This window comes from Streptomyces sp. NPDC059224 (assembly GCF_042754285.1).
Taxonomy (GTDB): Bacteria; Actinomycetota; Actinomycetes; order Streptomycetales; family Streptomycetaceae; genus Streptomyces.
Window position 1 is genome coordinate 24,698 of record NZ_JBHZAN010000009.1, and the last position, 22,133, is coordinate 46,830.

General features: G+C 71.6%; 23 protein-coding genes. 7 read left to right on the forward strand and 16 right to left on the reverse strand.

Annotated features, from left to right (window positions below):
* Positions 1 to 59: 59 nt before the first annotated feature.
* From ACFXI4_RS11375 to hisI, 3 genes are read right to left on the reverse strand one after another with little or no spacing between them, the layout of a single operon-like run.
* Positions 60 to 704, reverse strand: coding sequence for a TIGR02234 family membrane protein (locus ACFXI4_RS11375; protein ID WP_384989544.1), 645 nt, complete (start codon positions 702 to 704; stop codon positions 60 to 62).
* A 51-nt stretch (positions 705 to 755) separates the two neighbouring features.
* Positions 756 to 2,243, reverse strand: coding sequence for an anthranilate synthase component I (locus ACFXI4_RS11380; protein ID WP_362727061.1), 1,488 nt, complete (start codon positions 2,241 to 2,243; stop codon positions 756 to 758).
* Between the two features lie 11 nt (positions 2,244 to 2,254).
* The gene (gene hisI, locus ACFXI4_RS11385; protein ID WP_362727064.1) at positions 2,255 to 2,659 is read right to left on the reverse strand and encodes a phosphoribosyl-AMP cyclohydrolase; all 405 of its coding nucleotides are present in this window, start codon (positions 2,657 to 2,659) and stop codon (positions 2,255 to 2,257) included.
* An 82-nt stretch (positions 2,660 to 2,741) separates the two neighbouring features.
* Between hisI and ACFXI4_RS11390 the strand changes: the two genes are divergently transcribed.
* Positions 2,742 to 3,377 carry a TIGR03085 family metal-binding protein gene (locus ACFXI4_RS11390; RefSeq protein WP_384989546.1) on the forward strand — a complete coding sequence of 212 codons (636 nt, stop codon included), beginning with the start codon at positions 2,742 to 2,744 and terminating at the stop codon, positions 3,375 to 3,377.
* A 10-nt stretch (positions 3,378 to 3,387) separates the two neighbouring features.
* Positions 3,388 to 3,786: a VOC family protein gene (locus ACFXI4_RS11395; protein WP_384989547.1), complete on the forward strand. Its 399-nt coding sequence runs from the start codon at positions 3,388 to 3,390 to the stop codon at positions 3,784 to 3,786.
* Between the two features lie 30 nt (positions 3,787 to 3,816).
* Here ACFXI4_RS11395 and hisF read toward each other — a convergent pair whose 3' ends face one another.
* The 8 genes from hisF to hisD are packed head-to-tail and all read right to left on the reverse strand — an operon-like array spanning position 3,817 to position 9,517.
* Positions 3,817 to 4,572, reverse strand: a complete 756-nt coding sequence (hisF, locus tag ACFXI4_RS11400; protein WP_384989549.1) for an imidazole glycerol phosphate synthase subunit HisF — start codon at positions 4,570 to 4,572, stop codon at positions 3,817 to 3,819.
* On the reverse strand, positions 4,569 to 4,967 hold the full coding sequence (locus tag ACFXI4_RS11405; RefSeq protein ID WP_384989551.1) for a RidA family protein: 399 nt from the start codon (positions 4,965 to 4,967) through the stop codon (positions 4,569 to 4,571). Before ACFXI4_RS11405 ends, hisF begins: the two co-directional genes overlap by 4 nt.
* Entirely contained in the window at positions 4,964 to 5,689 is a 726-nt protein-coding gene (gene priA / locus ACFXI4_RS11410; protein ID WP_384989552.1) for a bifunctional 1-(5-phosphoribosyl)-5-((5-phosphoribosylamino)methylideneamino)imidazole-4-carboxamide isomerase/phosphoribosylanthranilate isomerase PriA, read from the reverse strand. The genes ACFXI4_RS11405 and priA overlap by 4 nt, the downstream gene beginning before the upstream one ends.
* Positions 5,686 to 6,336 (reverse strand): imidazole glycerol phosphate synthase subunit HisH, encoded by a 651-nt coding sequence (gene hisH / locus ACFXI4_RS11415; protein ID WP_384989553.1) that lies wholly within the window; start codon positions 6,334 to 6,336, stop codon positions 5,686 to 5,688. The genes priA and hisH overlap by 4 nt, the downstream gene beginning before the upstream one ends.
* On the reverse strand, positions 6,327 to 6,491 hold the full coding sequence (locus ACFXI4_RS11420; RefSeq protein ID WP_351732562.1) for a hypothetical protein: 165 nt from the start codon (positions 6,489 to 6,491) through the stop codon (positions 6,327 to 6,329). Before ACFXI4_RS11420 ends, hisH begins: the two co-directional genes overlap by 10 nt.
* A gap of 4 nt (positions 6,492 to 6,495) precedes the next feature.
* The gene (gene hisB, locus ACFXI4_RS11425; RefSeq protein WP_384989555.1) at positions 6,496 to 7,089 is read right to left on the reverse strand and encodes an imidazoleglycerol-phosphate dehydratase HisB; all 594 of its coding nucleotides are present in this window, start codon (positions 7,087 to 7,089) and stop codon (positions 6,496 to 6,498) included.
* Complete coding sequence (locus tag ACFXI4_RS11430; protein WP_384989556.1) at positions 7,086 to 8,195, reverse strand: histidinol-phosphate transaminase; 1,110 nt, start codon at positions 8,193 to 8,195, stop codon at positions 7,086 to 7,088. Before ACFXI4_RS11430 ends, hisB begins: the two co-directional genes overlap by 4 nt.
* Positions 8,192 to 9,517, reverse strand: a complete 1,326-nt coding sequence (gene hisD, locus ACFXI4_RS11435) for a histidinol dehydrogenase (protein ID WP_384989558.1) — start codon at positions 9,515 to 9,517, stop codon at positions 8,192 to 8,194. Before hisD ends, ACFXI4_RS11430 begins: the two co-directional genes overlap by 4 nt.
* A gap of 260 nt (positions 9,518 to 9,777) precedes the next feature.
* Here hisD and ACFXI4_RS11440 point away from each other — a divergent pair, with 260 nt between their 5' ends.
* From ACFXI4_RS11440 to ybaK, 4 genes are all read left to right on the forward strand, one after another.
* Positions 9,778 to 11,289: an oxidoreductase gene (locus ACFXI4_RS11440; RefSeq protein ID WP_384989791.1), complete on the forward strand. Its 1,512-nt coding sequence runs from the start codon at positions 9,778 to 9,780 to the stop codon at positions 11,287 to 11,289.
* Positions 11,290 to 11,451: 162 nt separating this feature from the next.
* Entirely contained in the window at positions 11,452 to 12,504 is a 1,053-nt protein-coding gene (locus ACFXI4_RS11445) for a hypothetical protein (RefSeq protein WP_384989560.1), read from the forward strand.
* A gap of 11 nt (positions 12,505 to 12,515) precedes the next feature.
* Positions 12,516 to 13,256 (forward strand): LON peptidase substrate-binding domain-containing protein, encoded by a 741-nt coding sequence (locus ACFXI4_RS11450; protein ID WP_384989562.1) that lies wholly within the window; start codon positions 12,516 to 12,518, stop codon positions 13,254 to 13,256.
* Between the two features lie 15 nt (positions 13,257 to 13,271).
* Positions 13,272 to 13,775 carry a Cys-tRNA(Pro) deacylase gene (ybaK, locus tag ACFXI4_RS11455; RefSeq protein ID WP_362730435.1) on the forward strand — a complete coding sequence of 168 codons (504 nt, stop codon included), beginning with the start codon at positions 13,272 to 13,274 and terminating at the stop codon, positions 13,773 to 13,775.
* A 192-nt stretch (positions 13,776 to 13,967) separates the two neighbouring features.
* On the opposite strand, the gene ACFXI4_RS11460 is transcribed toward ybaK, so the two are convergent.
* The 4 genes from ACFXI4_RS11460 to ACFXI4_RS11475 all read right to left on the reverse strand — a co-directional run bounded on the left by ACFXI4_RS11460 (position 13,968) and on the right by ACFXI4_RS11475 (position 17,887).
* Positions 13,968 to 14,624, reverse strand: coding sequence for an AAA family ATPase (locus tag ACFXI4_RS11460; RefSeq protein WP_384989563.1), 657 nt, complete (start codon positions 14,622 to 14,624; stop codon positions 13,968 to 13,970).
* A gap of 34 nt (positions 14,625 to 14,658) precedes the next feature.
* Complete coding sequence (locus ACFXI4_RS11465) at positions 14,659 to 15,483, reverse strand: ABC transporter permease (protein WP_384989565.1); 825 nt, start codon at positions 15,481 to 15,483, stop codon at positions 14,659 to 14,661.
* An 88-nt stretch (positions 15,484 to 15,571) separates the two neighbouring features.
* Complete coding sequence (locus ACFXI4_RS11470) at positions 15,572 to 16,591, reverse strand: ABC transporter ATP-binding protein (RefSeq protein ID WP_384989566.1); 1,020 nt, start codon at positions 16,589 to 16,591, stop codon at positions 15,572 to 15,574.
* 75 nt (positions 16,592 to 16,666) lie between these two features.
* A complete protein-coding gene (locus ACFXI4_RS11475) occupies positions 16,667 to 17,887 on the reverse strand; it encodes an NYN domain-containing protein (RefSeq protein ID WP_384989568.1) in 1,221 nt (406 codons plus the stop codon).
* Positions 17,888 to 18,107: 220 nt separating this feature from the next.
* On the opposite strand from ACFXI4_RS11475, the gene ACFXI4_RS11480 reads away from it, so the two are divergent.
* On the forward strand, positions 18,108 to 18,287 hold the full coding sequence (locus tag ACFXI4_RS11480) for a hypothetical protein (RefSeq protein WP_384989569.1): 180 nt from the start codon (positions 18,108 to 18,110) through the stop codon (positions 18,285 to 18,287).
* A 130-nt stretch (positions 18,288 to 18,417) separates the two neighbouring features.
* Here the strand turns inward: ACFXI4_RS11480 and dnaE are convergent, their stop codons facing one another.
* Complete coding sequence (gene dnaE, locus ACFXI4_RS11485) at positions 18,418 to 21,957, reverse strand: DNA polymerase III subunit alpha (protein WP_362724842.1); 3,540 nt, start codon at positions 21,955 to 21,957, stop codon at positions 18,418 to 18,420.
* Between the last annotated feature and the right edge of the window lie 176 nt (positions 21,958 to 22,133).

The window sequence follows — 22,133 nt, forward strand, 5'->3', positions numbered from 1 at the left end:
CCGGCGCCCGCGGGTCGGCGCCCTCGTGCCCTTGGACAAGGACGCCCCCGAACGAGGCGCTACGCGCCAGTGGGATCCTCGCCCCGGTCCAGGGCCTTCCAGATGTCCTCGGGACGGTCGGGATCGACCGGCTTGGGCGCGCGGCGCGGCCGCTGCGCACCCGTGCCGCGCTCGTAGCGGCCGGACATGGCCGGCCAGAGGCGGCCGTAGCGCAGTGCGAGCAGTCCGGCGATCAGGATGAGCGCGCCGCCGGCCACGGCGACGTAGGGCCAGCCGGTGTGGCTGAGGGCGTCGACCGTGGCGGAGGTGTCGCCGCTGGCCTCGGCGGCCCGCTCGTCCAGCGCGGAGCCGTCGGAGGCGCCCGCCAGGGCGGCGAGGACGATGCCGGCGCCGGAGAGGGCGAGGAGCCCGGAGACCAGGAAGCGGCCGGCCCTGCGGACGGCGAAGACGGCGACGAGCGCGGCGAGGCCCACTATGGCGAGGGCCGCGGGAACGCCCGTGACGTCGCTGCCCTTGGCGGTCAGCGGGAAGGCGCCACCGGCCACCGTCGCGGTGCCTTCCGCCCAGCGCTGCCGGGTGGACAGCAGGGCGACGGCCGCGCCGAGTGCGCCGAACAACAGCGCCACGGCGAGGCTGCGGCGGCCGGACCCGCTGTGCGCGGCGGCTTCGGAACGGGGGTGAGGAGCAGCAGTCACGTACTCCACTATGGCTTGAACCCCGGGCGAACGGTCACCCGGGGTTGGGTGAGAAGCGCCCTACTTGCCCAGTCTGTTGGCCGTGTGCACCGCGCGCAGCACCGCCGCGGCCTTGTTCCGGCACTCCTGGTCCTCCGCGTCCGGGTCGGAGTCGGCGACGATGCCTGCGCCCGCCTGGACGTAGGCGGTGCCGTCCCGCAGCAGGGCGGTACGGATGGCGATGGCGGTGTCGGAGTCGCCCGCGAAGTCGAGGTAGCCGACGCAGCCGCCGTACAACCCCCTTCTGGACGGCTCCAGTTCGTCGATGATCTGCATCGCGCGGGGCTTGGGGGCGCCGGAGAGGGTGCCGGCCGGGAAGCAGGCGGTGAGGACGTCGAAGGCCGTGCGGTCCTCGGCGACCTTTCCGGTGACCGTCGAGACGATGTGCATGACGTGCGAGTACCGCTCGACGGACATGAAGTCGACGACCTCGACGGAGCCCGGCTCGCAGACCCGTCCCAGGTCGTTGCGGCCGAGGTCGACGAGCATCAGGTGCTCGGCCCGCTCCTTGGGGTCGGCCAGCAGCTCGTCGGCGAGGTCCTGGTCCTCGCGCGGGGTGGCCCCACGCGGCCGGGTGCCGGCGATGGGGTGGACCATGGCCCGCCCGTCCTCGACCTTGACCAGGGCCTCCGGGCTGGATCCCACGACGTCGAAGCCCTCGAAGCGGAGCAGGTACATGTACGGCGAGGGGTTGGTGGCCCGCAGCACGCGGTAGACGTCCAGCGCGCCGGCCGTGCACGGGGTCTCGAAGCGCTGCGAGGGGACCACCTGGAAGGCCTCGCCCGCGCGGATGCGCTCCTTGATGTCCTCGACCGCCGCCTTGAAGTCGGGGCCGCCCCACAGGGCGGTGTACTCGGGAAGTTCGGAGGGGGGCAGGGCGGCCGGGGGCTGGGCGACCGGGCGGGAGAGGTCCGCCTCCATGGCGTCCAGGCGGGCGATCGCGTCGGCGTAGGCCTCGTCGACGCCGGTGTCGAGGTCGTTGTGGTTGATCGCGTTGGCGATCAGCAGGACCGAGCCCTCCCAGTGGTCCATCACCGCGAGGTCGCTGGTGAGGAGCATGGTCAGCTCGGGCAGCCCCAGGTCGTCCCGCTCCCCCGGGCCGATCTTCTCCAGGCGGCGCACGATGTCGTAGCCGAGGTAGCCGACCATGCCGCCGGTGAACGGGGGCAGGTCCTCCGTGTGCGGGGTGTGCAGGGCCTCGATGGTGGCGCGCAGGGCGGTCAGCGGGTCGCCGTCGACGGGAACGCCGACCGGTGGGGCACCGAGCCAGTGGGCCTGGCCGTCCCGGGCGGTGAGGGTGGCCGCGGAGCGGACGCCCACGAAGGAGTACCGGGACCACTGGTACGCCGTGCGGCCGTTCTCGGCGGACTCCAGCAGGAAGGTGCCGGGGCGCTCGGCGGCGAGCTTGCGGTAGAGCGCGACCGGGGTGTCGCCGTCGGCGAGGAGCTTGCGGGTGACCGGGATGACACGCCGGTCGGTCGCCAGCTTGCGGAAGGTCTCCAGTTCCATGGCGGCAGACCTTACTGACCGGAGGCCGGGACGCCGGAACCGGCGCCGTCCTCGAGGAGCACGTCGGCGTCGAAGCAGGTGCGGTCGCCGGTGTGGCAGGCGGCGCCCACCTGGTCGACCTTGACCAGCAGGGTGTCGGCGTCGCAGTCGAGGGCGACGGACCTGACCCACTGGAAGTGGCCGGAGGTGTCGCCCTTGACCCAGTACTCCTGGCGGCTGCGCGACCAGTAGGTGCAGCGGCCGGTGGTGAGGGTGCGGTGCAGCGCCTCGTCGTCCATCCAGCCGAGCATCAGTACCTCGCCCGTGTCGTACTGCTGGGCGATGGCGGGCACGAGGCCGTCGGCGCTGCGCTTGAGGCGGGCGGCGACCTCCGGGGCGAGGCCGCTGGGCGGGGGCGTACCGGTCGTACTGGTCATGGGTGCCATTGTGCCGCGCGGCGCCGACAGTCACGGACCGTGTCCACTGTCCGGACCGTGCGCGGGGCCTTAGGCTGGCAGCATGTCGACCTTCGCCAAGCGTGAACGGCTTCTGCTCGCCGACCTCTTGGAGACCGCCGGTCCCGAGGAGCCGACCCTCTGCGAGGGCTGGGTGACCCGTGATCTCGCCGCACACGTGGTGGTGCGCGAACGGCGGCCGGACGCGGCCGGGGGCGCGCTGCTCAAGCAGCTCGCGCCACGCCTGGAGAAGGTGACGGCCGAGTTCGCCGCCAAGCCGTACGAGGAGCTGATCCAGCTGATCCGTACCGGGCCGCCGCGGTTCTCGCCGTTCCAGCTCAAGCAGATCGACGAGGCGGCGAACACGGTGGAGTTCTACGTCCACACCGAGGACGTCCGCCGCGCCCAGCCGGACTGGTCGCCGCGCGAGCTGGACCCCGTCTTCCAGGACGCCCTGTGGTCCCGTCTGGAGCGCACCGCCCGGCTGCTGGGCAGGGGCGTGCCGACGGGTCTGGTGCTGCGCCGTCCGGACGGCCAGACGGCCGTCGCCCATCGCGGCGCCCCGGTGGTGACGGTGACCGGCGAGCCCTCCGAGCTGCTGATGTTCGCCTTCGGCCGGCAGAACGCGGCGAAGGTCGCGCTGGACGGCGACGAGAACGCGATCGCCAAGCTGCACGAGTCCAAGCAGCTGGGCATCTGAGGAGCCGGCGATGATCAAGGTCGCGATGACCAGCGTCTACGTCGACGACGTGGTCGCGGCGCACGCCTTCTACACCGATGTCCTCGGCTTCGAGACCCGCACCCGGCTGGACCTCGGCGGCGGCACCCTGTTCATCACGGTCGGCGCGCCCGGCGGCGCCCAGCCGGACCTCCAGCTGCTCCTGGAGCCCGGCCAGGGCGCCATCGCGGAGCCCTACCGCAAGGCCGTGTACGAGGCGGGCCTGCCGGCCATCGTCTTCTCGGTCGACGACATCAAGGCGGAGCACGACCGGCTGCGCGCCCTCGGCGTCCGCTTCGAGCACGAGCCCCAGGAACAGGGCCCGGTGATCGCAGCCGTCCTGGACGACACGGTCGGCAACCTGATCCAGCTCGCCCAGCCGAAGGACTGACACTCCCCCGGCGGGACGGCTCGCCGGGTGTCAGCGCACCAGGTGGCCCGCCGCGCGCAGGGTCTGCTTGACCTCGCCGATGCGCAGGTCGCCGAAGTGGAAGACGGAGGCTGCGAGGACGGCGTCCGCGCCCGCGCCGACGGCCGGGGCGAAGTCGGCCAGCTTGCCGGCACCGCCCGAGGCGATGACCGGGACGGTGACCTGCTTGCGGACGGCCGTGATCATCTCCAGGTCGTAGCCGTCCTTGGTGCCGTCGGCGTCCATCGAGTTGAGCAGGATCTCGCCCGCGCCCAGCTCGGCGGCCCGGTGCGCCCACTCGACCGCGTCGATGCCGGTGCCGCGGCGGCCGCCGTGGGTGGTGACCTCGAAGGTGCCCCCGGGGGTGCGGCGGGCGTCCACCGACAGGACCAGGACCTGCCGGCCGAAGCGTTCCGCGATCTCCCGGATCAGCTCCGGGCGGGCGATCGCCGCGGTGTTGACGCCCACCTTGTCGGCGCCCGCCCGCAGCAGCTTGTCGACGTCCTCGGCGGTGCGCACACCGCCGCCGACGGTCAGCGGGATGAAGACCTGCTCGGCGGTGCGGCGCACCACGTCGTAGGTGGTCTCGCGGTCGCCGGAGGACGCGGTGATGTCCAGGAAGGTCAGCTCGTCGGCGCCCTCCGCGTCGTACACCTTGGCCATCTCGACCGGGTCGCCCGCGTCGCGCAGGTTCTGGAAGTTGACGCCCTTGACGACCCGGCCGTTGTCCACGTCCAGGCAGGGGATGACTCGGACCGCGAGGGTCATGCCGTGGCCTCCCGCCGGTATGCCTCCACCTCGACCTCGACGACCAGGCTGGGGTCCACGAAGCCGGAGACGATGATCATGGATGCGACCGGCCGGACGGTGTCGAACAGCTCCTTGTGGGCGCGCCCGACATCGTCCACGTCCCGTGCGTGGGTGACGTACATACGCGTCCGCACCACATCGTCACGGCCGAGCCCCAGCTGCCCGAGCGCCGCGAACGCGACGTTGAAGGCGTTGACGGTCTGCTCGTAGGGACCGCCCCCGGCGATCTCGCCGTCCACTATCGAGGTGCAGCCGGCGACCAGCACCAGCCCGTTGGGCAGTTCCACCGCGCGGGAGTACCCGAAGGCATCCTCCCACGGGGCGCCCGTCACGACACGTCGCAGCTCACTCACGGGGCCACCGCCTCCAGTGCTTCTTCCAGGGTGAACGCCTTGGCGTACAGGGCCTTTCCGACGATGGCGCCCTCGACGCCGAGGGGCACCAGCCCGGCCAGCGCACGGAGGTCGTCCAGCGACGACACGCCGCCGGAGGCCACGACCGGCCGGTCCGTCGCCGCGCAGACGTTCCTCAGGAGCTCCAGGTTCGGGCCCTGGAGAGTGCCGTCCTTGGCGATGTCGGTGACGACGTACCGCGCGCAGCCCTCCTGGTCGAGGCGGGCCAGCGTCTCGTAGAGGTCGCCGCCGTCGCGGGTCCAGCCGCGGCCGCGCAGGGTGGTGCCCTTGACGTCCAGACCCACCGCGATCTGGTCGCCGTGCTCGGCGATGACCTTGGCGACCCACTCCGGGCTCTCCAGGGCGGCCGTGCCGAGGTTCACCCGGCGGCAGCCGGTGGCCAGCGCGGCGGCCAGCGAGGCGTCGTCGCGAATCCCGCCGGACAGCTCCACCTTGATGTCCATCGCGCGGGCGACCTCGGCGATCAGCTCGCGGTTGTCACCGGTGCCGAACGCGGCGTCCAGGTCGACCAGGTGCAGCCACTCGGCACCCGACCGCTGCCAGGCGAGGGCGGCCTCCAGGGGCGAGCCGTAGGAGGTCTCGGTTCCCGACTCGCCGTGCACGAGGCGGACGGCCTGCCCGTCGCGGACGTCGACGGCGGGGAGGAGTTCGAGCGTGCTCACAGTGTTCCGATCCAGTTGGTGAGGAGCTGGGCGCCGGCGTCGCCGGACTTCTCGGGGTGGAACTGGGTGGCCCACAGCGCGCCGTTCTCCACGGCGGCCACGAACGGTTTGCCGTGCGTCGACCAGGTCACGAGCGGGGCCCGCAGCGACGGGTTGTGCGTCTCCAGCGACCAGTCCCGGACGGCGTAGGAGTGCACGAAGTAGAAGCGGGCGTCGGCGTCCAGGCCCGCGAACAGCTCGGAGCCGGCCGGTGCGTCCACGGTGTTCCAGCCCATGTGGGGCACGATCTCGGCCTGCAGCGGCTCGACCGAGCCGGGCCACTCCTCGAGACCCTCGGTCTCCACGCCGTGCTCGATGCCGCGGGCGAACAGGATCTGCATGCCGACGCAGATGCCCATCACCGGCCGTCCTCCGGACAGCCGCCGGTCGATGATCCAGTCCCCGCGGACCCCGCGCAGGCCCTCCATGCAGGCGGCGAAGGCGCCGACGCCGGGCACCAGCAGCCCGTCCGCGTTCATCGCCTCGTCGAAGTCACGGGTGATCTCGACGTCGGCCCCGGCGCGGGCGAGGGCGCGCTCGGCGGACCGGACGTTCCCGAAGCCGTAGTCGAAGACGACGACCTTCTTGGCGGATCCGCTCAATTCCACACCTCCAGCCTCACGACGCCCGCCACCAGGCACATCGCGGCGCCGATCGACAGCAGCACGATCAGGCTGGTGGGCATCTTCTGCTTGACGAAGGAGATGATTCCGCCGACCAGGAAGAGGCCGACGACGATCAGTATGGTGGACAGCCCGGTCATGGCTTTACAGCGCGCCCTTCGTCGAGGGGAGGATGCCGACCGCGCGCGGGTCGCGCTCGGAGGCGTAACGCAGCGCCCTGGCGAGCGCCTTGAACTGGCATTCCACGATGTGATGTGCGTTGCGCCCATAGGGCACGTGCACATGGAGTGCGACCTGGGCCTGGGCCACGAAGGACTCCAGGATGTGCCGGGTCATGGTGGTGTCGTACTCACCGATCATCGGGGCCATCTGCTCCGGCTCCGTGTGGACGAGGTACGGGCGGCCGGACAGGTCGACCGTGACCTGGGCGAGGGACTCGTCCAGCGGGACCGTGCAGTTGCCGAAGCGGTAGATGCCGACCTTGTCGCCGAGCGCCTGCTTGAAGGCGGCGCCGAGGGCGAGGGCGGTGTCCTCGATGGTGTGGTGCGAATCGATGTGCAGATCGCCGTCGGTCTTCACGGTGAGATCGAACAGTCCGTGCCGGCCGAGCTGGTCGAGCATGTGGTCGTAGAAGCCGACACCGGTGGCGACGTCGGTCTTCCCGGTGCCGTCGAGGTCGATCTCGACCAGGACCGAGGTCTCCTTGGTGGTGCGCTCCACGCGCCCTACGCGGGTCATGCGTCCAGCTCCTTCTTGACTTCACGTACCGCGTCGAGAAACGCGTCGTTCTCCTCGGGGGTTCCGGCGGACACCCGCAGGAAGCCGGGCACGCCGTTGTCGCGGACCAGGACCCCGTGGTCGAGAATCCGCTGCCAGACGCGGTGCGGGTCCTCGAACCGCCCGAACTGCACGAAGTTGGCGTCGGACTCGGTGACCTCCAGGCCCATCGCCCGCATCTCGGCGACCAGCCGGTCCCGTTCGGTCTTCAGCTGCTCGACGTACTTCAGCAGCGTGTCGGTGTGCTCGAGGGCGGCCAGCGCGGTCGCCTGGGTGATCGCCGACAGGTGGTACGGCAGCCGGACGAGCTGCACGGCGTCCACCACCGCGGGGTGCGCGGCGAGGTAGCCGAGGCGCAGCCCGGCCGCGCCGAAGGCCTTCGACATGGTCCGCGAGACGACGAGATTCGGCCGACCTTCGAGCAGCGGCAGCAGCGAGTCGCCGTGGCTGAACTCGACGTACGCCTCGTCGACGATCACCATGGACGGCCGGGCCGCCTGGGCCGCGTCGTACAGCGCGAGGACCGTCTCGGCGGGCACCGCGTTGCCCGTGGGGTTGTTGGGGGTCGTGATGAACACGACGTGGGGCCGGTGCTCGGCGATCGCGCGGGTGCCGGCCGCCACGTCGAGGGTGAAGTCGTCCTCACGCGGTCCGGAGATCCAGCCCGTGCCGGTGCCGCGGGCGATCAGCGAGTGCATCGAGTACGACGGCTCGAAGCCGATCGCGGTCCGGCCGGGGCCGCCGAAGGTCTGCAACAGCTGCTGGATGACCTCGTTGGAGCCGTTGGCGGCCCACACGTTCTCCAGGGCGAGCGGGTGGTTGCCGGTCCTGGTCAGGTACCTGGCCAGCTCGGTGCGGAGCTGGACCGCGTCCCGGTCGGGGTAGCGGTTCAGGTCCCGGGCGGCCTCGCGCACCCGCTCGACGATCCGCTCGACCAGCGGCTCGGGCAGCGGGTAGGGGTTCTCGTTGGTGTTCAGCCGTACGGTGACGTCCAACTGGGGCGCGCCGTAGGGGGACTTGCCGCGCAGCTCGTCCCGTACGGGGAGATCGTCGATTCCGAAGTTCACTTGCTCGCCGGTACCTTCCACCCGAACCTCGCCTTGATCGCCGCGCCGTGTGCCGGCAGGTCCTCCGCGTCCGCCAGCGTGACCACGTGGTGCGCGACCTCGGCCAGCGCGTCCTCGGTGTAGTCGACGATGTGGATGCCGCGCAGGAAGGACTGCACGGACAGCCCGGAGGAGTGGCAGGCGCAGCCGCCGGTGGGCAGCACGTGGTTGGAGCCGGCCGCGTAGTCGCCGAGGGAGACCGGGGCCCAGGGCCCGACGAAGACCGCGCCCGCGTTGCGCACCCGGCCGGCCACCGCGGCGGCGTCGGCGGTCTGGATCTCCAGGTGTTCGGCGCCGTACGCGTCGACGACCCGCAGGCCCTCCTCGACGCCGTCGACCAGGACGATCGCGGACTGCCTGCCCCGCAGGGCCGGCACGATCCGGTCGTCGACGTGCTTGGTGGCCGCGACCTGCGGTTCCAGCTCCTTGGCCACCGCGTCGGCGAGGTCCAATGAGTCGGTGACCAGGACGGCGGCGGCCAGCGGGTCGTGCTCGGCCTGGCTGATCAGGTCGGCGGCGACGTGCACCGGGTCGGCGGTGGCGTCCGCGAGGACCGCGATCTCGGTGGGGCCGGCCTCGGCGTCGATGCCGATCCGGCCGGTGAAGTAGCGCTTGGCGGCGGCGACCCAGATGTTCCCGGGGCCGGTGACCATGGTGACGGGCGGGCAGGACTCGGTGCCGTACGCGAACATCGCGACGGCGGAGGCGCCGCCGGCCGCGTACACCTCGTCGACGCCGAGCAGGGCGCAGGCGGCGAGGATCGTGGGGTGCGGCAGCCCGCCGAACTCCGCCTGGGCGGGCGAGGCGAGCGCGATGGACTCGACACCGGCCTCCTGCGCGGGCACCACGTTCATGACCGCGGAGGACGGGTAGACCGACCGGCCGCCGGGCGCGTACAGCCCGACGCGCTCCACGGGCACCCACTTCTCGGTCACGGACCCGCCGGGCACGACCTGGGTGGTGTGGCTCGTACGGCGCTGCTCGCGGTGGACCAGACGGGCGCGCCGGATGGACTCCTCCAGGGCCGCGCGCACGGCCGGGTCCAGCTCCCGAAGCGCCTTGGCCAGGGCCTCGGCCGGGACCCGGACCTGCTCCAGGGTGACCCCGTCGAACTTCTCGGCGAAGTCGATCAGCGCCGCGTCGCCCCGATGATGCACGGCCTCGCAGATCGGACGCACCTTCTCCAGGGCGGCCGAGACGTCGAAGTCGGCTCGGGGCAGCAGGTCGCGCAGGGCGAGTCCCTCGGGGAGGGCGTCACCGCGCAGATCGATTCGGGAGATCACGGGCTCAATTCTCTCAGACGGCACTCGGGGCCCGTCCGCGCGTATCAATGGCTGATACAGAACGTGAGCCGACGGCCGGTACATAGCCTGGCCGGAACCCGGAAGATCACCTTCACTTCTTGTGTTCGAGGGGTGACGGACCGGGCATCACCGGTGGGCGAACACGCGACTGTCGAGTAGCCGAGGAAGAAGGAAGTGCCGTGACCGAGGGGGTCCGGGACGGAGAGCTGCCGGACGATCTGACCGCGGCCGAGGCCGGCATGTGGCAGGCCTTCCGCAACGGCAGTGTGTACGACCTGAGCAGCGGCGACGCGCAGACGGACGATCCGCACGGCGGCCACCCCTGGGGGCCGGAGCGGACCGTACGGGCGCGGATCGTCTGCTGGCTGCTGCTCGACGGGCCGCAGGCGCTGGCGGGGCGGGTGGCCGCGATGAAGCTGGCCGGTCTGCGGATCACCGGCGCCCTGGACCTGGCGGGCGGCACGGTCACTCCGTACGTGGAGCTGCGCGGCTGCCGGTTCGACGACGAGGTGCTGCTGCCGGAGGCGCACTTCACCACCGTGCGGCTGGTCGACTGCGCGGTCCCACGTCTGGAGGCGGCCCGGGTGCGCACCGAGGGCGACCTGCATCTGCCGCGCTGCCGCTTCCTCGGCGGGGTCCGGCTGACCGACGCGCACATCGGCACCGATCTGCTGCTGAACCAGGCGGTGGTCTACCGGGACCGCAGCGGACGGTCGATCGCGGCGGACGGCATGACGGTCGGGCAGGACCTGCAGGCGGAGCTCCTGGAGTCGTACGGGGAGCTGAGCCTGCGCAGCGCCAAGGTGGGCGTCTCGCTGAGCCTGCGCGGGGCGCGGCTGCGCAATCCCAACGGGCGGTTCGCGCTGAACGCGCCGCAGCTGACCGTCGGCCGCACGCTGTACCTGACCCCGGCCGGAGTGGGCGGCCCCTGGCTGAGCGGCACCACCCCGGCGCGCGGCACCCGGATCCAGCGCTTCGAGTGCCAGGGCGGGGTCCGGCTGGACGACGGACGGTTCGGGGACGCCGTCGACCTGGAGCGGGCGCGCTTCGCCTTCACGGACGACCATGAGCTGTCGCTGCGCCGGGTGCAGGCGCCGGAGCTGCGGTTCCTCGGGGAGGAACCAGAGCGCGGCCGGGTGGTGCTGTCGGGCGCCCGGACGGTGAACCTGGTGGACCGGGCGACCAGCTGGCCGGGGCCCGGCCGGCTGCACATGGGCGGCTTCGGCTACGAGAACCTGGTTCCGCAGGGACCGTTCCCGCTGACCCGGCGGCTGGACTGGGTGGCGGCGGCGACCGCCGAGTACAACCCGGAGCCGTACGAGCGGCTGGCGACCGTGCTGCGGGCCGCCGGCGAGGACGAGGACGCGCGCGAGGTGCAGCTCGCCAAGCAGCGCCGGCGCCGCGAGACGCTGCCGGTCGCCGCCAAACTGTGGGGGTACGTGCAGGACCTGACGGTGGCCTACGGCTACCGGCCGGGCCGGGCGGCGGTGTGGATGGCCGTGCTGTGGGCGGCGGGCACGCTCGCCTTCGCGCACGCCCCGCATCCGCCGATGACCGCCGGCGGGCATCCGGTCTGGGACCCCGCGCTGTTCGTCCTGGACCTGCTGCTGCCGGTGATCGATCTGGGCCAGGTCGGCCAGTGGCGCCTGAGCGGCGGCTGGCAGTGGGCGGCCGCCGTGATGATCCTGCTGGGCTGGATCCTGGCGACGACGGTCGCGGCGGGGGCCACGCGGCTGCTGAGGCGCGTCTAGCGCGACGGGTACGGCCGACAGGTACCCCACAGATGAGCACCAGTCACCTAGATGAGCACCAGTCACCTTTTGCCTTTCCTTGACCTGGAACGCTACAACTTTCACGGAATTGGCCTGGTGGTCTGGCGCCCGCCCGACCTGCCGACTTTCAATGGCGACACCATGGCTTCGCTGCGTGTGCTGTTCCGTTCCGCGCGGACGGCAAGGACCACCCCGCGCCCCGCCCTCGGCCCGCTGCCGGCCGACGACGAGGTATTCCTCGACGCGCCCGACGAGCGGCTCGCCCCCGTGCTGGTCGCGGCCGGCCGGGGCGAGTACCGGCCCGCCGCCCGGCTGCTGGCCGGCACCAGAGCCGCGGCCGAGTGGGAGGCCCGGGACCGGTACGTGCACCGGATCGCCCTCTTCGCCCGGTCCCGGGCCGAGTGGCTGGGCGACTGGGCCGCGGCCGCTCCGCACGACCCGGACCTGCTCCTGCTGCGGGCCCAGCTGGCGGTGGACCAGGCCTGGCCCTCCCCGGCCCGGACCGAGCTGCTACGCGCGGTGAGTCCACTGATCACGGCCGCCGCCCGCGGCGACGACCGCGACCCGGTGCCGTGGCGGGTGGCGCTCGACCACGCACGGGGCTCCGACGCCGGTCACAAGTACTTCGAGGAGCTGTGGGAGGCGGCGGTCCGGCGCGCCCCGCACCACTACGGCTGCCACGAGGCGGCGCTGCGCTATCTGGGCACGTACTGGCACGGCTCGCACGGCGAGTGCTTCGACTTCGCCGACCTGGCCGCCCAGGACGCCCCTGCCGACTCCCTGGTGCAGGCACTCCCGGCCCGGGCCGCGTTCGCCTACCTCGCCGACGGCTGCGGCCCCGAGGTGCCGCGCGCCCGCCTGGACGCCGCGGCGGACCGGGCGATCGCCCTCTCCGGCCGGTTCCCGGCGGCCGACCTCTGGCCGGCCGAGGTCCGCAACAAGCTGATGTACCTGCTGGTCCGGCTGGAACGCTGGGAGGCGGCCCGCACCCAGCTGCAGCTGATCGGCCCCTACGTCACGTCGTTCCCCTGGGACCGCCTCTCGGAGGACCCGCTGGGCCATTTCGTACGGCTGCGCGCGCACCTGCTGGCGGGGGAGGAACCGCTTGCCGAGACCGGGCCCGTTCCCTCCCGGCGGAGCGTGGGGCGCCCACGGGCCGAGCACGGCGGACATGTTCCCGCCGATGACCATTAGGCTGTGGCGCCGTGACCACCGTCCGTCTTCCCCTCTTCCCGCTGAACTCGGTGCTGTTCCCGGGGCTCGTGCTGCCGCTGAACATCTTCGAGGAGCGCTATCGCGCCATGATGCGTGATCTCCTGAAGACCCCCGAGGAGGAACCGCGCCGGTTCGCCGTCGTGGCGATCCGTGACGGCCTCGAGGTGGCACCGAGCGCGCCGGGCATGCCGGATCCGACGGCCCGGCCCGAGCGCGGCCCGGCGGCGGGCTTCGGTCCCGATCCCCTCAAGTCGTTCCACCGGGTGGGCTGTGTGGCGGACGCGGCGACGATCCGGGAGCGGGCGAACGGCACGTTCGAGGTGCTGGCGACCGGGACCAGCCGGGTGCGGCTGCTCTCCGTCGACACGTCGGGGCCGTTCCTGACGGCGGAGCTGGAGGAGCTGCCGGAGGAACCGGGCGACGAGGCGGGCGCACTGGCGGAGGGGGTGCTGCGGGCCTTCCGCCAGTACCAGAAGCGGCTGGCGGGGGCGCGGGAGCGTTCGCTGTCGACGGGCGTCGAGCTCCCCGACGAACCGTCCGTGGTCTCCTACCTGGTCGCCGCCGCGATGATGCACGACATCCCCACCAAGCAGCGGCTGCTCCAGGCTCCGGACACGGCGTCCCGGCTCCGCGACGAGCTGAAACTGCTTCGCTCCGAGACGGCGATCATCCGTAATCTGCCGTCACTGCCCGCGGCGGAGCTGACGCGGGCACCGACCAGCCTGAACTGAGCCGGGATCCCTGCCATGCCGAAGAAACAGAACAAGAAGCAGCAGTCCGGAGGCACACCGGCGACGGTGGCCCTGACCGCGGCGGGCGTGGACTTCACCGTCCACTCCTACGACCACGACCCGTCCCACCCGTCCTACGGCGAGGAGGCCGCGGAGGCGATGGGCGTCTCCCCCGACCGGGTCTTCAAGACCCTGGTCGCGGACGTGGACGGCGCGCTCACGGTCGCGGTGGTCCCGGTGGCCGGCAGCCTGGACCTGAAGGCCCTGGCGGCGGCCGTCGGAGGCAAGCGCGCGGCGATGGCGGACCCGGCGCTGGCCGAGCGCACGACGGGCTACGTCCGTGGCGGCATCTCCCCGCTGGGCCAGCGCAAGAAGCTCCCCACGGTGCTGGACGCGTCGGCCTCCTCGCACCCCACGATCTGCGTCTCGGCGGGCCGTCGCGGCCTGGAGGTCGAGCTGTCCCCGGAGTCCCTGGCCGGCCTCACGGACGCGACCGTGGCACCGATCGGGCGTGCGTGACCCCTCGACGCGGCTCCCGTTCTCGGTTAATTACGGAAGACATGTCGAAGAAGACACGCAAACGCAGGTGGCGCACGAAGAAGGGCCACGCGAACCACGGTCGCCGTCCGGCATAGCGGGCGGGGGTACGGGGGACTGCCGACCGCGGCCCGTCCCGGGCTGATCGCGCGGTTCCCCGCGCCCCTGGGTCGCTCAGGCCGGCGGAGCCGCGTACGGGCCGTTCTCGTAGGGCGGCTCCGGGTCCCGCGGGCCGAACAGCGCCGTCAGCCCGAGATGCACCAGCAACGCCGCCAGCGGCCATGCCAGCAACGCGCCCTTCGCCCCCAGCTTCAGCGGCGCCGAGAACGTGACCCCCTTGCCCACGGCCTTCGCGTGCGCGATCACGTCGTGTTCCGGCCCCAGCCACACCCCCAGCCGCCACGCCAGCAGCGACCCGAGCAGCCCGCCGACCCCCAGCGCCACCACCAGCGGCACGCCTCCGCGCCGCTGCCACAGGAACGCCACCGCCGCGCTCACCGCACCGAACGCCAGCGCCAGCAGCGTGAACGTTCCGTCCACCCCGACCGCCTGCTCACCCTCGCTGTCCTCCAGGTAGACCACCCAGCCCTTGGCGGTGTGGTCCCCCACCAGCGGGACGTGCGGCGCCAGCCACAGCCACAGCAGCCCGAGCAGCACCCCGCTCACCGCCACCGCGAGAACGATCACCCCGGCCTGACGCAGTTCGGTCTTCATTCCGGGACCGTCCTGTCCGTACTCTGCTTCGGCCGTCCCGGCAGGCGGCGGCGCCTGCCAGGCCTGGTGCGGGGACTGGTCGTGGGGCGGCGGAGGCGGCGTCAACGGTGCGGTCACCCTGACATCGTGCCAGGCCGGCCTGTGCGGCGCGTCACCGGACGGCGGCCCGGCGGTACGCCCAGGTGGCGACGGCGAGCGAGACGACCCCCACTCCGGCGCAGACGCCGAGGTCAGCGAGGACGACGGCCCAGTCGGGCCGGTCCCCGAAGGTCCGGGCGTAGGCCTCCACGCCGTACGTCGACGGCAGCAGGTCGCGCGCGAACTGAATGATCCCCGGCATCCGGTCGGGCGGCAGCACACCGAGCAGCAGCGCCGCCGACATGCCCAACTGCCCCAGCAGCGTGGCCAGTTCGGGCCTGGGCGCGAGCAGTCCGCAGGCGGCGCCGAGCCCGGACAGGGCGGCCCCCGCCAGCGGGATCACGGCCAGTAGAATCCACAGGTTGCTCAGCGGCAGTCCGAACAGCACACACCCGAAGACCGCCGTCACCAGCGTCCCCGGCACGGTGAAGGAGGCGTACGCCGCGGCCGCTCCGAGCACCACGGAGGCCGGCGGCACCGGCAGCGTGGCGTAGTGGTCGAGGCCGCCGCTGGCCCGCAGCTGCCCGAAGTACTGCGCGAGCAGGTTCAGGGCCACGTAGGCGACGACCACCACCGACGACCCCGCCACCACGGACTGGGCCTCGCCGCGGCTGTCCACCACACCGCGCATCATGATCATGATGCCGACGGACTGGAAGGTCGCGACGAACAGCAGCGGGATCCGCGCCACCCGGGCACGGGACAGCTGCGCCCGGTAGACGGCCGCCAGCGACGGCCACAGACGCGCGCGCGGGCCCAGCTCGGCCGCCGCGCCCGGCACCGTCTCCTCCAGGGCCAGGGCACCGCCCGGCAGAACCTCCGCGGGTACGACACTCACGTCGCGCAGCTCCTCTTCCCAACGGCATCCACGGCACCTACGGCCGCCGCGCCTTCCCGTACGGGCCCGGTCGTCCCGGCGTTCACGCTCATGCCTTCACCAGCCCCTGCCGTGCGGCGCCGCCCAGCGCCAGATAGACGTCCTCCAGGCTGGGAGTGGCGAGGGTGAAGTCGTCCAGGGCCGCGAAGGCGGCCCCGCCGGTCACGGTGGCGACGACGGCACGCGCCTCCTCGGGCGCGAGCCGCAGCGTCCAGCGCCGGCCGGACTCGACGGCACGCTCCCGCAGGACGGCCACCTCGGGCACGTCCAGGGGGGCCCGGTCCCGCCAGACCAGTTCCACCCGTACCTCGCCCGCGACCCGTTCCTTGAGCCCGGCCGGGGTGTCGCAGGCGATGACCCGCCCCTGGTCGAGCACGGCGACCCGGTCGAGCACCGTCTCGGCCTCGATCACGTTGTGGGTGACCAGGACGACGGTCGCGCCGTGCTCGGCCCGCCGCCGGTCGACGGCGGCCCACACGGCCCGCCGGGCCACCGGATCCATTCCGGTCGTCGGCTCGTCCAGCACCAGCAACGGCCGCCGGCCGACCAGCGCCGCGGCGAAACAGGCCAGCCGCCGCTGCCCGCCGGAGAGCTTCTTGATCGCCCGCCCGGCGAGCGGTCCGAGCCCCAGCTCCTCCAGCACCGCGTCCCGTTCGGCGCGGGCCTGCCGTACGTCCAGGCCGCGCAGTCGCCCGGTGGTCTCGGCGGCGAGGGACACGGTCAGCTCGTCGAGGGCGCTGGACTCCTGGCCGAGGTAGGCGAGGATCCGCGCGGCCCGCTCCGGATGCCGCACGATGTCGTGCCCGAGGATCTCGACGGTGCCGGTGTCGGGCCGCAGCAGCCCGGTGAGCTGCCGTACGAGGGTCGACTTGCCCGCGCCGTTCGGTCCGAGCAGCCCGAAGATCTCCCCGCACCGGACGTCGAGGTCGACCTCGTCGGTGGCCCGGACCTCGGGCACCGCGGGAGTCCCGCGCCGTCCCCTGACCGCGGCGTACGTCTTGGTCAGCCCACGCACGGCACACGCCACGTCACCCTGCCGCCGAAGTGCCCGACCCACGCCCGTACTCACAAGGGACGAGACTACGGGGTCGGCCCCGTTCACTCGCCTTCGGGGCCGCCGGCCGCACGTTTCGGGGGCGTGCGCTCATTCGGCCGGCGCGTGCTCCGTCGCCCCCGCCGGAACGTCGATCTCCCTCCAGAACCCCGCCCGGATGGCGTACCGGTCGTGTTCGTCGATCTGGTCGTCCTTGTGCGCCAGCAGCCCGAACCGGGCCGCGTACCGCAGCAGCTCCCCGTCGATCCGATGCGGAATCCGCGGATACATCCCGGACAGCTTCTGCACGTGGTTCTGTTCGCCCAGCCGTGAGATCCACCGCCGCGCGAACACTTGTCCGACCTCGTAGGGATCCCCGCCGACGGTCGTGATGTCCTCCTCCCGGTCGGCCCACCGCTGCTCCGCGCTCGTCAGCTGTGCCAGCGTCGGCATGGAGGCGGCCTCGGCCGGCTCGGCGACGGCGCCCGGCCGGTCCACCCACCCCTTGTCGGAGGACCACCGCAGGGTCGCCGTGGCCGGATGCTGCACCGGCTGCGCACCCGGCGCCCGCAGCGCGGCGAGATCCTTCGGGGTGGGTACCCCCTTGGGCGCCGGCACCCGCTCGGCCGACCCGTTCTCCGCCGCGCCCGGCACCGGTGCCCGCTCGGCCTCGGCGGCCACCGGCTCGGCGGCTGCCGCGAGCCCCGAGTCGGGCAGCGGCGCGGAGAGGATCGCGGCGATCTCCGGCCGCGGCGCGGGCGGCGGTGCGCAGACCCCGGTCAGCTCCTTCGCCCGGACCGCCTGGGTGATCCACGCGCGGTCCAGGACCCGCCGCTCGTCGGCCTCGGCGACCAGGTCCTCGGACTGGTTGTAGTCCCCGTCGGCGGCCTGCACGGCCCACAGGTGGACGGCGACCCCGTGCTCCTTGGCCGCCATCATGCCCGGCAGCAGATCGCCGTCGCCGGTCACCAGGACGACGTCCGAGCAGGCGCCGTTGCGGGCCAGTTCGGTCAGCTCCGCGTGCATGGCCGCGTCCACGCCCTTCTGCGCCCAGCGGCCGTCGCTCCGGGTCAGGGCACCGAGCCGGACGGTCACCCGGGGCATCACGCGCAGCCGACGGTGTTCCGGCTGCGGGACGCGGTCGGGGGCGCCGTCGAACCAGTAGATGCGCAGCAGTGGACGCTCGGTGTCGGATTCCGCGCGGTCGCGCAGCGCCTGGATGAGCGCGGCGTGGTCGACGGTGATCCGGGATCGGGAGGGCTCGCCGGCGAGGAGACTGGCGGCGGCACCCAGCAGATACCCGGCGTCCACCAGGACAATGCAGCGGTCCACGCGACTCACCCTCTTTCCGGGAGGTTTGCTTTCGGGGCTTCCTTCGAGTCTGCCCGACGCCACGGGGGTTAACGGCCCGAACTCGATCTTCGGCGTGGCGTTTCGGCACCTTGCTCTCCGACAAACCCTGTCACACACGGTAATTATCCGAAATGCGTCTGTTGTCAGCCTATGTGAATCTGAATTCGGCCCCTAGATCCCCCACAGGAGGCAGATCACCATGGCCAAGAACAAGAACCGCAAGCAGGGTGGCTCCCAGAACCGCGCGGCGCAGACCGAGCAGGGTCTCGAGCACGCGCAGCGTACGCCGTCGGAATCCCACGAGTCGCCGGTGTCGCACATCCAGGGCAGCCCCGCGGATGTTGCTCGTAAGAAGCAGAAGAGCTTCGGCCACAACTGACCGGACTCACCAGGTCCGCCAGGGCGGTTGAAGCCCGAGCACGACGAAGGGGCGTACCCGAGGCGGGTGCGCCCCTTCCGCGCGCTCCGGGCCGGGCCGGGCAGAAGCCCTGTCCGGCCCGGCAGGGCACCTATCCGGCCAGGCAGGACGGGCCGAGCAGTACCTTCAGGTCGCCGAACAGGGCCGGGTCCGGCTTCACCCGGTGCCGGTCCAGGCGCAGCACGGTCGTCTTGGTCGGGCCCTGGAGCTTGATGCGGACCTCGCTGTCGCCCTTGTGATGGCTGAGGATCTCGCCGAGGCGGCTGACCATCGGCGGGGTGATCCGGGTGGCGGGGATGGTGAGGACCACGGGTGCGTTGGCGCCCGCGGCGGACAGGTCCGGGATCGCCAGCTCCATCGCCACCAGGCGGGGCACGTCCTCACGCTTGTCGAGGCGGCCCTTGACGAAGACGACCGCGTCCTCGACGAGTTGGGTCGAGATGAGCTGGTAGGTCGCCGGGAAGAACATGCACTCGATGGAGCCCGCGAGGTCCTCGACGGTGGCGATCGCCCACGCGTTGCCCTGCTTGGTCATCTTGCGCTGGAGGCCGGAGATGATGCCGCCGATGGTGACGACCGCGCCGTCGGCGTGCTCGCCGCCGGTCAGCTGTGCGATGCCCGCGTCGGCCTTGTCGGAGAGCACGTGCTCCAGGCCGAAGAGCGGGTGGTCGGAGACGTACAGACCGAGCATCTCCCGCTCCTGGGCGAGCAGATAGGTCTTGTCCCACTCGTCGGTGGTGAACTCCACGTCCAGGCCGAACCCGGGCTCGCTGCTGTCCTCCTCGCCCATCCCGCCGAAGAGGTCGAACTGGCCCTCGGCCTCCTTGCGCTTGACCTGCACCACGTTGTCGATCATCGGCTCGTACTGGGCGGTGAGGCCCTTGCGGGTGTGCCCGAGGGCGTCGAAGGCGCCCGCCTTGATGAGGGATTCCGTGGTCCGCTTGTTGCAGGCGGTGGCGTCGACCTTGTCCAGGTAGTCGGGGAAGGAGGCGAACTTCCCCTTGGCCTTGCGGGCCTTGATGATCGACTCGACGACGCCCGTGCCGACGTTGCGCACGGCCTCCAGGCCGAAGAGGATCACGTCGTCGCCCTGGGCGGCGAAGTTGTGCACCGACTCGTTGACGTTCGGCGGGAGCACCTTGATGCCCATGCGGCGGCACTCGTTGAGGTAGACGGCCGACTTGTCCTTGTCGTCCTTGACCGAGGTGAGCAGCCCGGCCATGTACTCGGCGGGGTGGTTCGCCTTGAGGTAGGCGGTCCAGTAGGAGACCAGGCCGTACGCGGCGGAGTGCGCCTTGTTGAACGCGTATCCGGCGAAGGGCACCAGCACGTCCCACAGGGCCTGGATGGCCTCGTCGCTGAAGCCCTTGTCGCGGGCGCCCTTCTGGAAGAGGACGAAGTTCTTCGCCAGCTCGTCGGGCTTCTTCTTGCCCATCACGCGGCGCAGGATGTCGGCCTCGCCGAGCGAGTAGCCGGCGATGATCTGCGCGGCCTTCTGCACCTGCTCCTGGTAGACGATCAGGCCGTAGGTGACGGCCAGGACCTCTTCCAGGGGCTCCTCCAGCTCCTTGTGGATCGGGGTGATCTCCTGGAGCTTGTTCTTGCGCAGCGCGTAGTTGGTGTGCGAGTCCATGCCCATCGGGCCGGGACGGTAGAGCGCGGAGACGGCGGAGATGTCCTCGAAGTTGTCGGGCTTCATCAGGCGCAGCAGGGAGCGCATGGGCCCGCCGTCGAACTGGAAGACGCCGAGGGTGTCGCCGCGCTGGAGGAGCTCGAAGGTCTTCGGGTCGTCCAGCGGCAGGGCCAGCAGGTCGAGGTCGATGCCCTTGTTGGACTTCACCATCTTGACGGCGTCGTCCATGATCGTCAGGTTGCGCAGGCCGAGGAAGTCCATCTTCAGCAGGCCGAGCGACTCGCACTGCGGGTAGTCCCACTGCGTGATGGTCACGCCGTCGGTGTGCCGCACCCAGATCGGGGCGTGGTCCACGATGGGCTCACTGGACATGATCACGCCGGCCGCGTGCACACCCATCTGCCGGACCAGGCCCTCGACGCCCTTGGCGGTGTCGATGACCTTCTTGACGTCCGGCTCGTTCTCGTACATCCCGCGGATCTCGCCCGCCTCGTTGTACCGCGGGTGCGAGGGGTTGGTGATGCCGTCCAGGTCGATGCCCTTGCCGAGGACGTCCGCGGGCATCGCCTTGGTGAGGCGGTCGCCCATCGCGTACGGGTAGCCCAGCACGCGCGCGGAGTCCTTGATGGCGTTCTTGGCCTTGATCTTGCCGTAGGTGCCGATCATGGCGACCTTGTCGGCGCCGTACTTCTCGGTCACGTACCTGATCACCTCGACGCGCCTGCGCTCGTCGAAGTCGATGTCGACGTCAGGCATGGAGACGCGCTCGGGGTTGAGGAACCGCTCGAAGATCAGACCGTGCGGGATCGGGTCGAGGTCGGTGATGCCCAGGGCGTACGCGACGATCGAGCCGGCCGCGGAGCCTCGGCCGGGGCCGACCGCGATGCCGTTGTTCTTGGCCCACATGATGAAGTCGGCGACCACGAGGAAGTAGCCGGGGAACCCCATCTGGATGATGACGTCCAGCTCGTACTCGACCTGCTTCTGGCGGTCCTCCGGGACGCCGCCGGGGAAGCGGCGCGCCATCCCGCGGCGGACCTCCTCCTTGAACCAGGTGACCTCGGTGTAGCCCTCGGGGATGTCGAACTTCGGCATGAGGTTCTTGGCCTCGAACATGCCGGTGGTGTCCACCATCTCGGCGACGAGGAGGGTGTTGGCGCAGCCCTGCTGCCAGGCGTCCGAGGAGTCGATGGCGTACATCTCGTCCGTGGACTTCAGGTAGTAGCCGGTGCCGTCGAACTTGAAGCGGTCCGGGTCGGAGAGGTTCTTGCCGGTCTGGATGCACAGCAGGGCGTCGTGGGCGGTCGCCTCGTGCGCGTACGTGTAGTGCGAGTCGTTGGTGACCAGCGGCGGGATGCCGAGCTTCTTGCCGATCTCCAGGAGGCCGTCGCGGACCCGGTGCTCGATCTCGATGCCGTGGTCCATCAGCTCCAGGAAGTAACGGTCCTTGCCGAAGATGTCCTGGTAGTCGGCGGCCGCCTTCAGTGCCTCGTCGTACTGGCCGAGACGGAGCCTGGTCTGGAGCTCGCCGGAGGGGCAGCCGGTGGAGGCGACGATCCCCTCGGACCACTGGGCGATGGTCTCCTTGTCCATCCGGGGCCACTTCTGCAGCCAGCCCTCGGCGTAGGCGTCGGAGGAGAGCCGGAAGAGGTTGTGCAGGCCGGTGCTGTTCACCGCCCACATCGTCTTGTGGGTGTAACCGCCGGAGCCGGAGACGTCGTCCCGCTTCTGGTGCGGCTGGCCCCACTGGATCTTGCGCTTGTTGCGCCGGGATTCGGGGGCGACGTACGCCTCGATCCCGATGATCGGGGTGACTCCGGCCTTCTGCGCGGTGTGGAAGAAGTCGTACGCCCCGTGCAGGTTGCCGTGGTCGGACATGGCGATGTGCGTCATGCCCATCTCGTTGCAGGCGTTGAACATGTCCTTCAGCCGCGCGGCACCGTCCAGCAGCGAGTACTGGGTGTGGACGTGCAGGTGCGTGAACGGCGGCTTTGACACGGTTTCGGCCTCCAGAGGAAACAGGCGTCGACGATCTTCCGACCGACTGCGGACCGACTGCGGACAGTCTGGTGGGACGGCGAAATCCTATGCCTCGGCACTGACAATCCGCCCACCGCCCCGCGTACCTTCAGGCGAAGAAGGCGGGCACTCCCCCGGACCCTCGCACGTTGGCC

Excerpts from the sequence above, each read along its gene's own strand:
- hisB (WP_384989555.1), bottom strand. The coding sequence starts at position 7,089 with ATGACCCGCGTAGGGCGCGTGGAGCGCACCACCAAGGAGACCTCGGTC.
- hisF (WP_384989549.1), bottom strand. The coding sequence starts at position 4,572 with ATGACCCTCGCGGTCCGAGTCATCCCCTGCCTGGACGTGGACAACGGC.
- ACFXI4_RS11480 (WP_384989569.1), top strand. The coding sequence starts at position 18,108 with ATGGCCAAGAACAAGAACCGCAAGCAGGGTGGCTCCCAGAACCGCGCG.
- ACFXI4_RS11395 (WP_384989547.1), top strand. The coding sequence starts at position 3,388 with ATGATCAAGGTCGCGATGACCAGCGTCTACGTCGACGACGTGGTCGCG.
- ACFXI4_RS11445 (WP_384989560.1), top strand. The coding sequence starts at position 11,452 with ATGGCTTCGCTGCGTGTGCTGTTCCGTTCCGCGCGGACGGCAAGGACC.
- hisI (WP_362727064.1), bottom strand. The coding sequence starts at position 2,659 with ATGACCAGTACGACCGGTACGCCCCCGCCCAGCGGCCTCGCCCCGGAG.
- ACFXI4_RS11390 (WP_384989546.1), top strand. The coding sequence starts at position 2,742 with ATGTCGACCTTCGCCAAGCGTGAACGGCTTCTGCTCGCCGACCTCTTG.
- ACFXI4_RS11440 (WP_384989791.1), top strand. The coding sequence starts at position 9,778 with ATGTGGCAGGCCTTCCGCAACGGCAGTGTGTACGACCTGAGCAGCGGC.
- ACFXI4_RS11380 (WP_362727061.1), bottom strand. The coding sequence starts at position 2,243 with ATGGAACTGGAGACCTTCCGCAAGCTGGCGACCGACCGGCGTGTCATC.
- ACFXI4_RS11420 (WP_351732562.1), bottom strand. The coding sequence starts at position 6,491 with ATGACCGGGCTGTCCACCATACTGATCGTCGTCGGCCTCTTCCTGGTC.
- ybaK (WP_362730435.1), top strand. The coding sequence starts at position 13,272 with ATGCCGAAGAAACAGAACAAGAAGCAGCAGTCCGGAGGCACACCGGCG.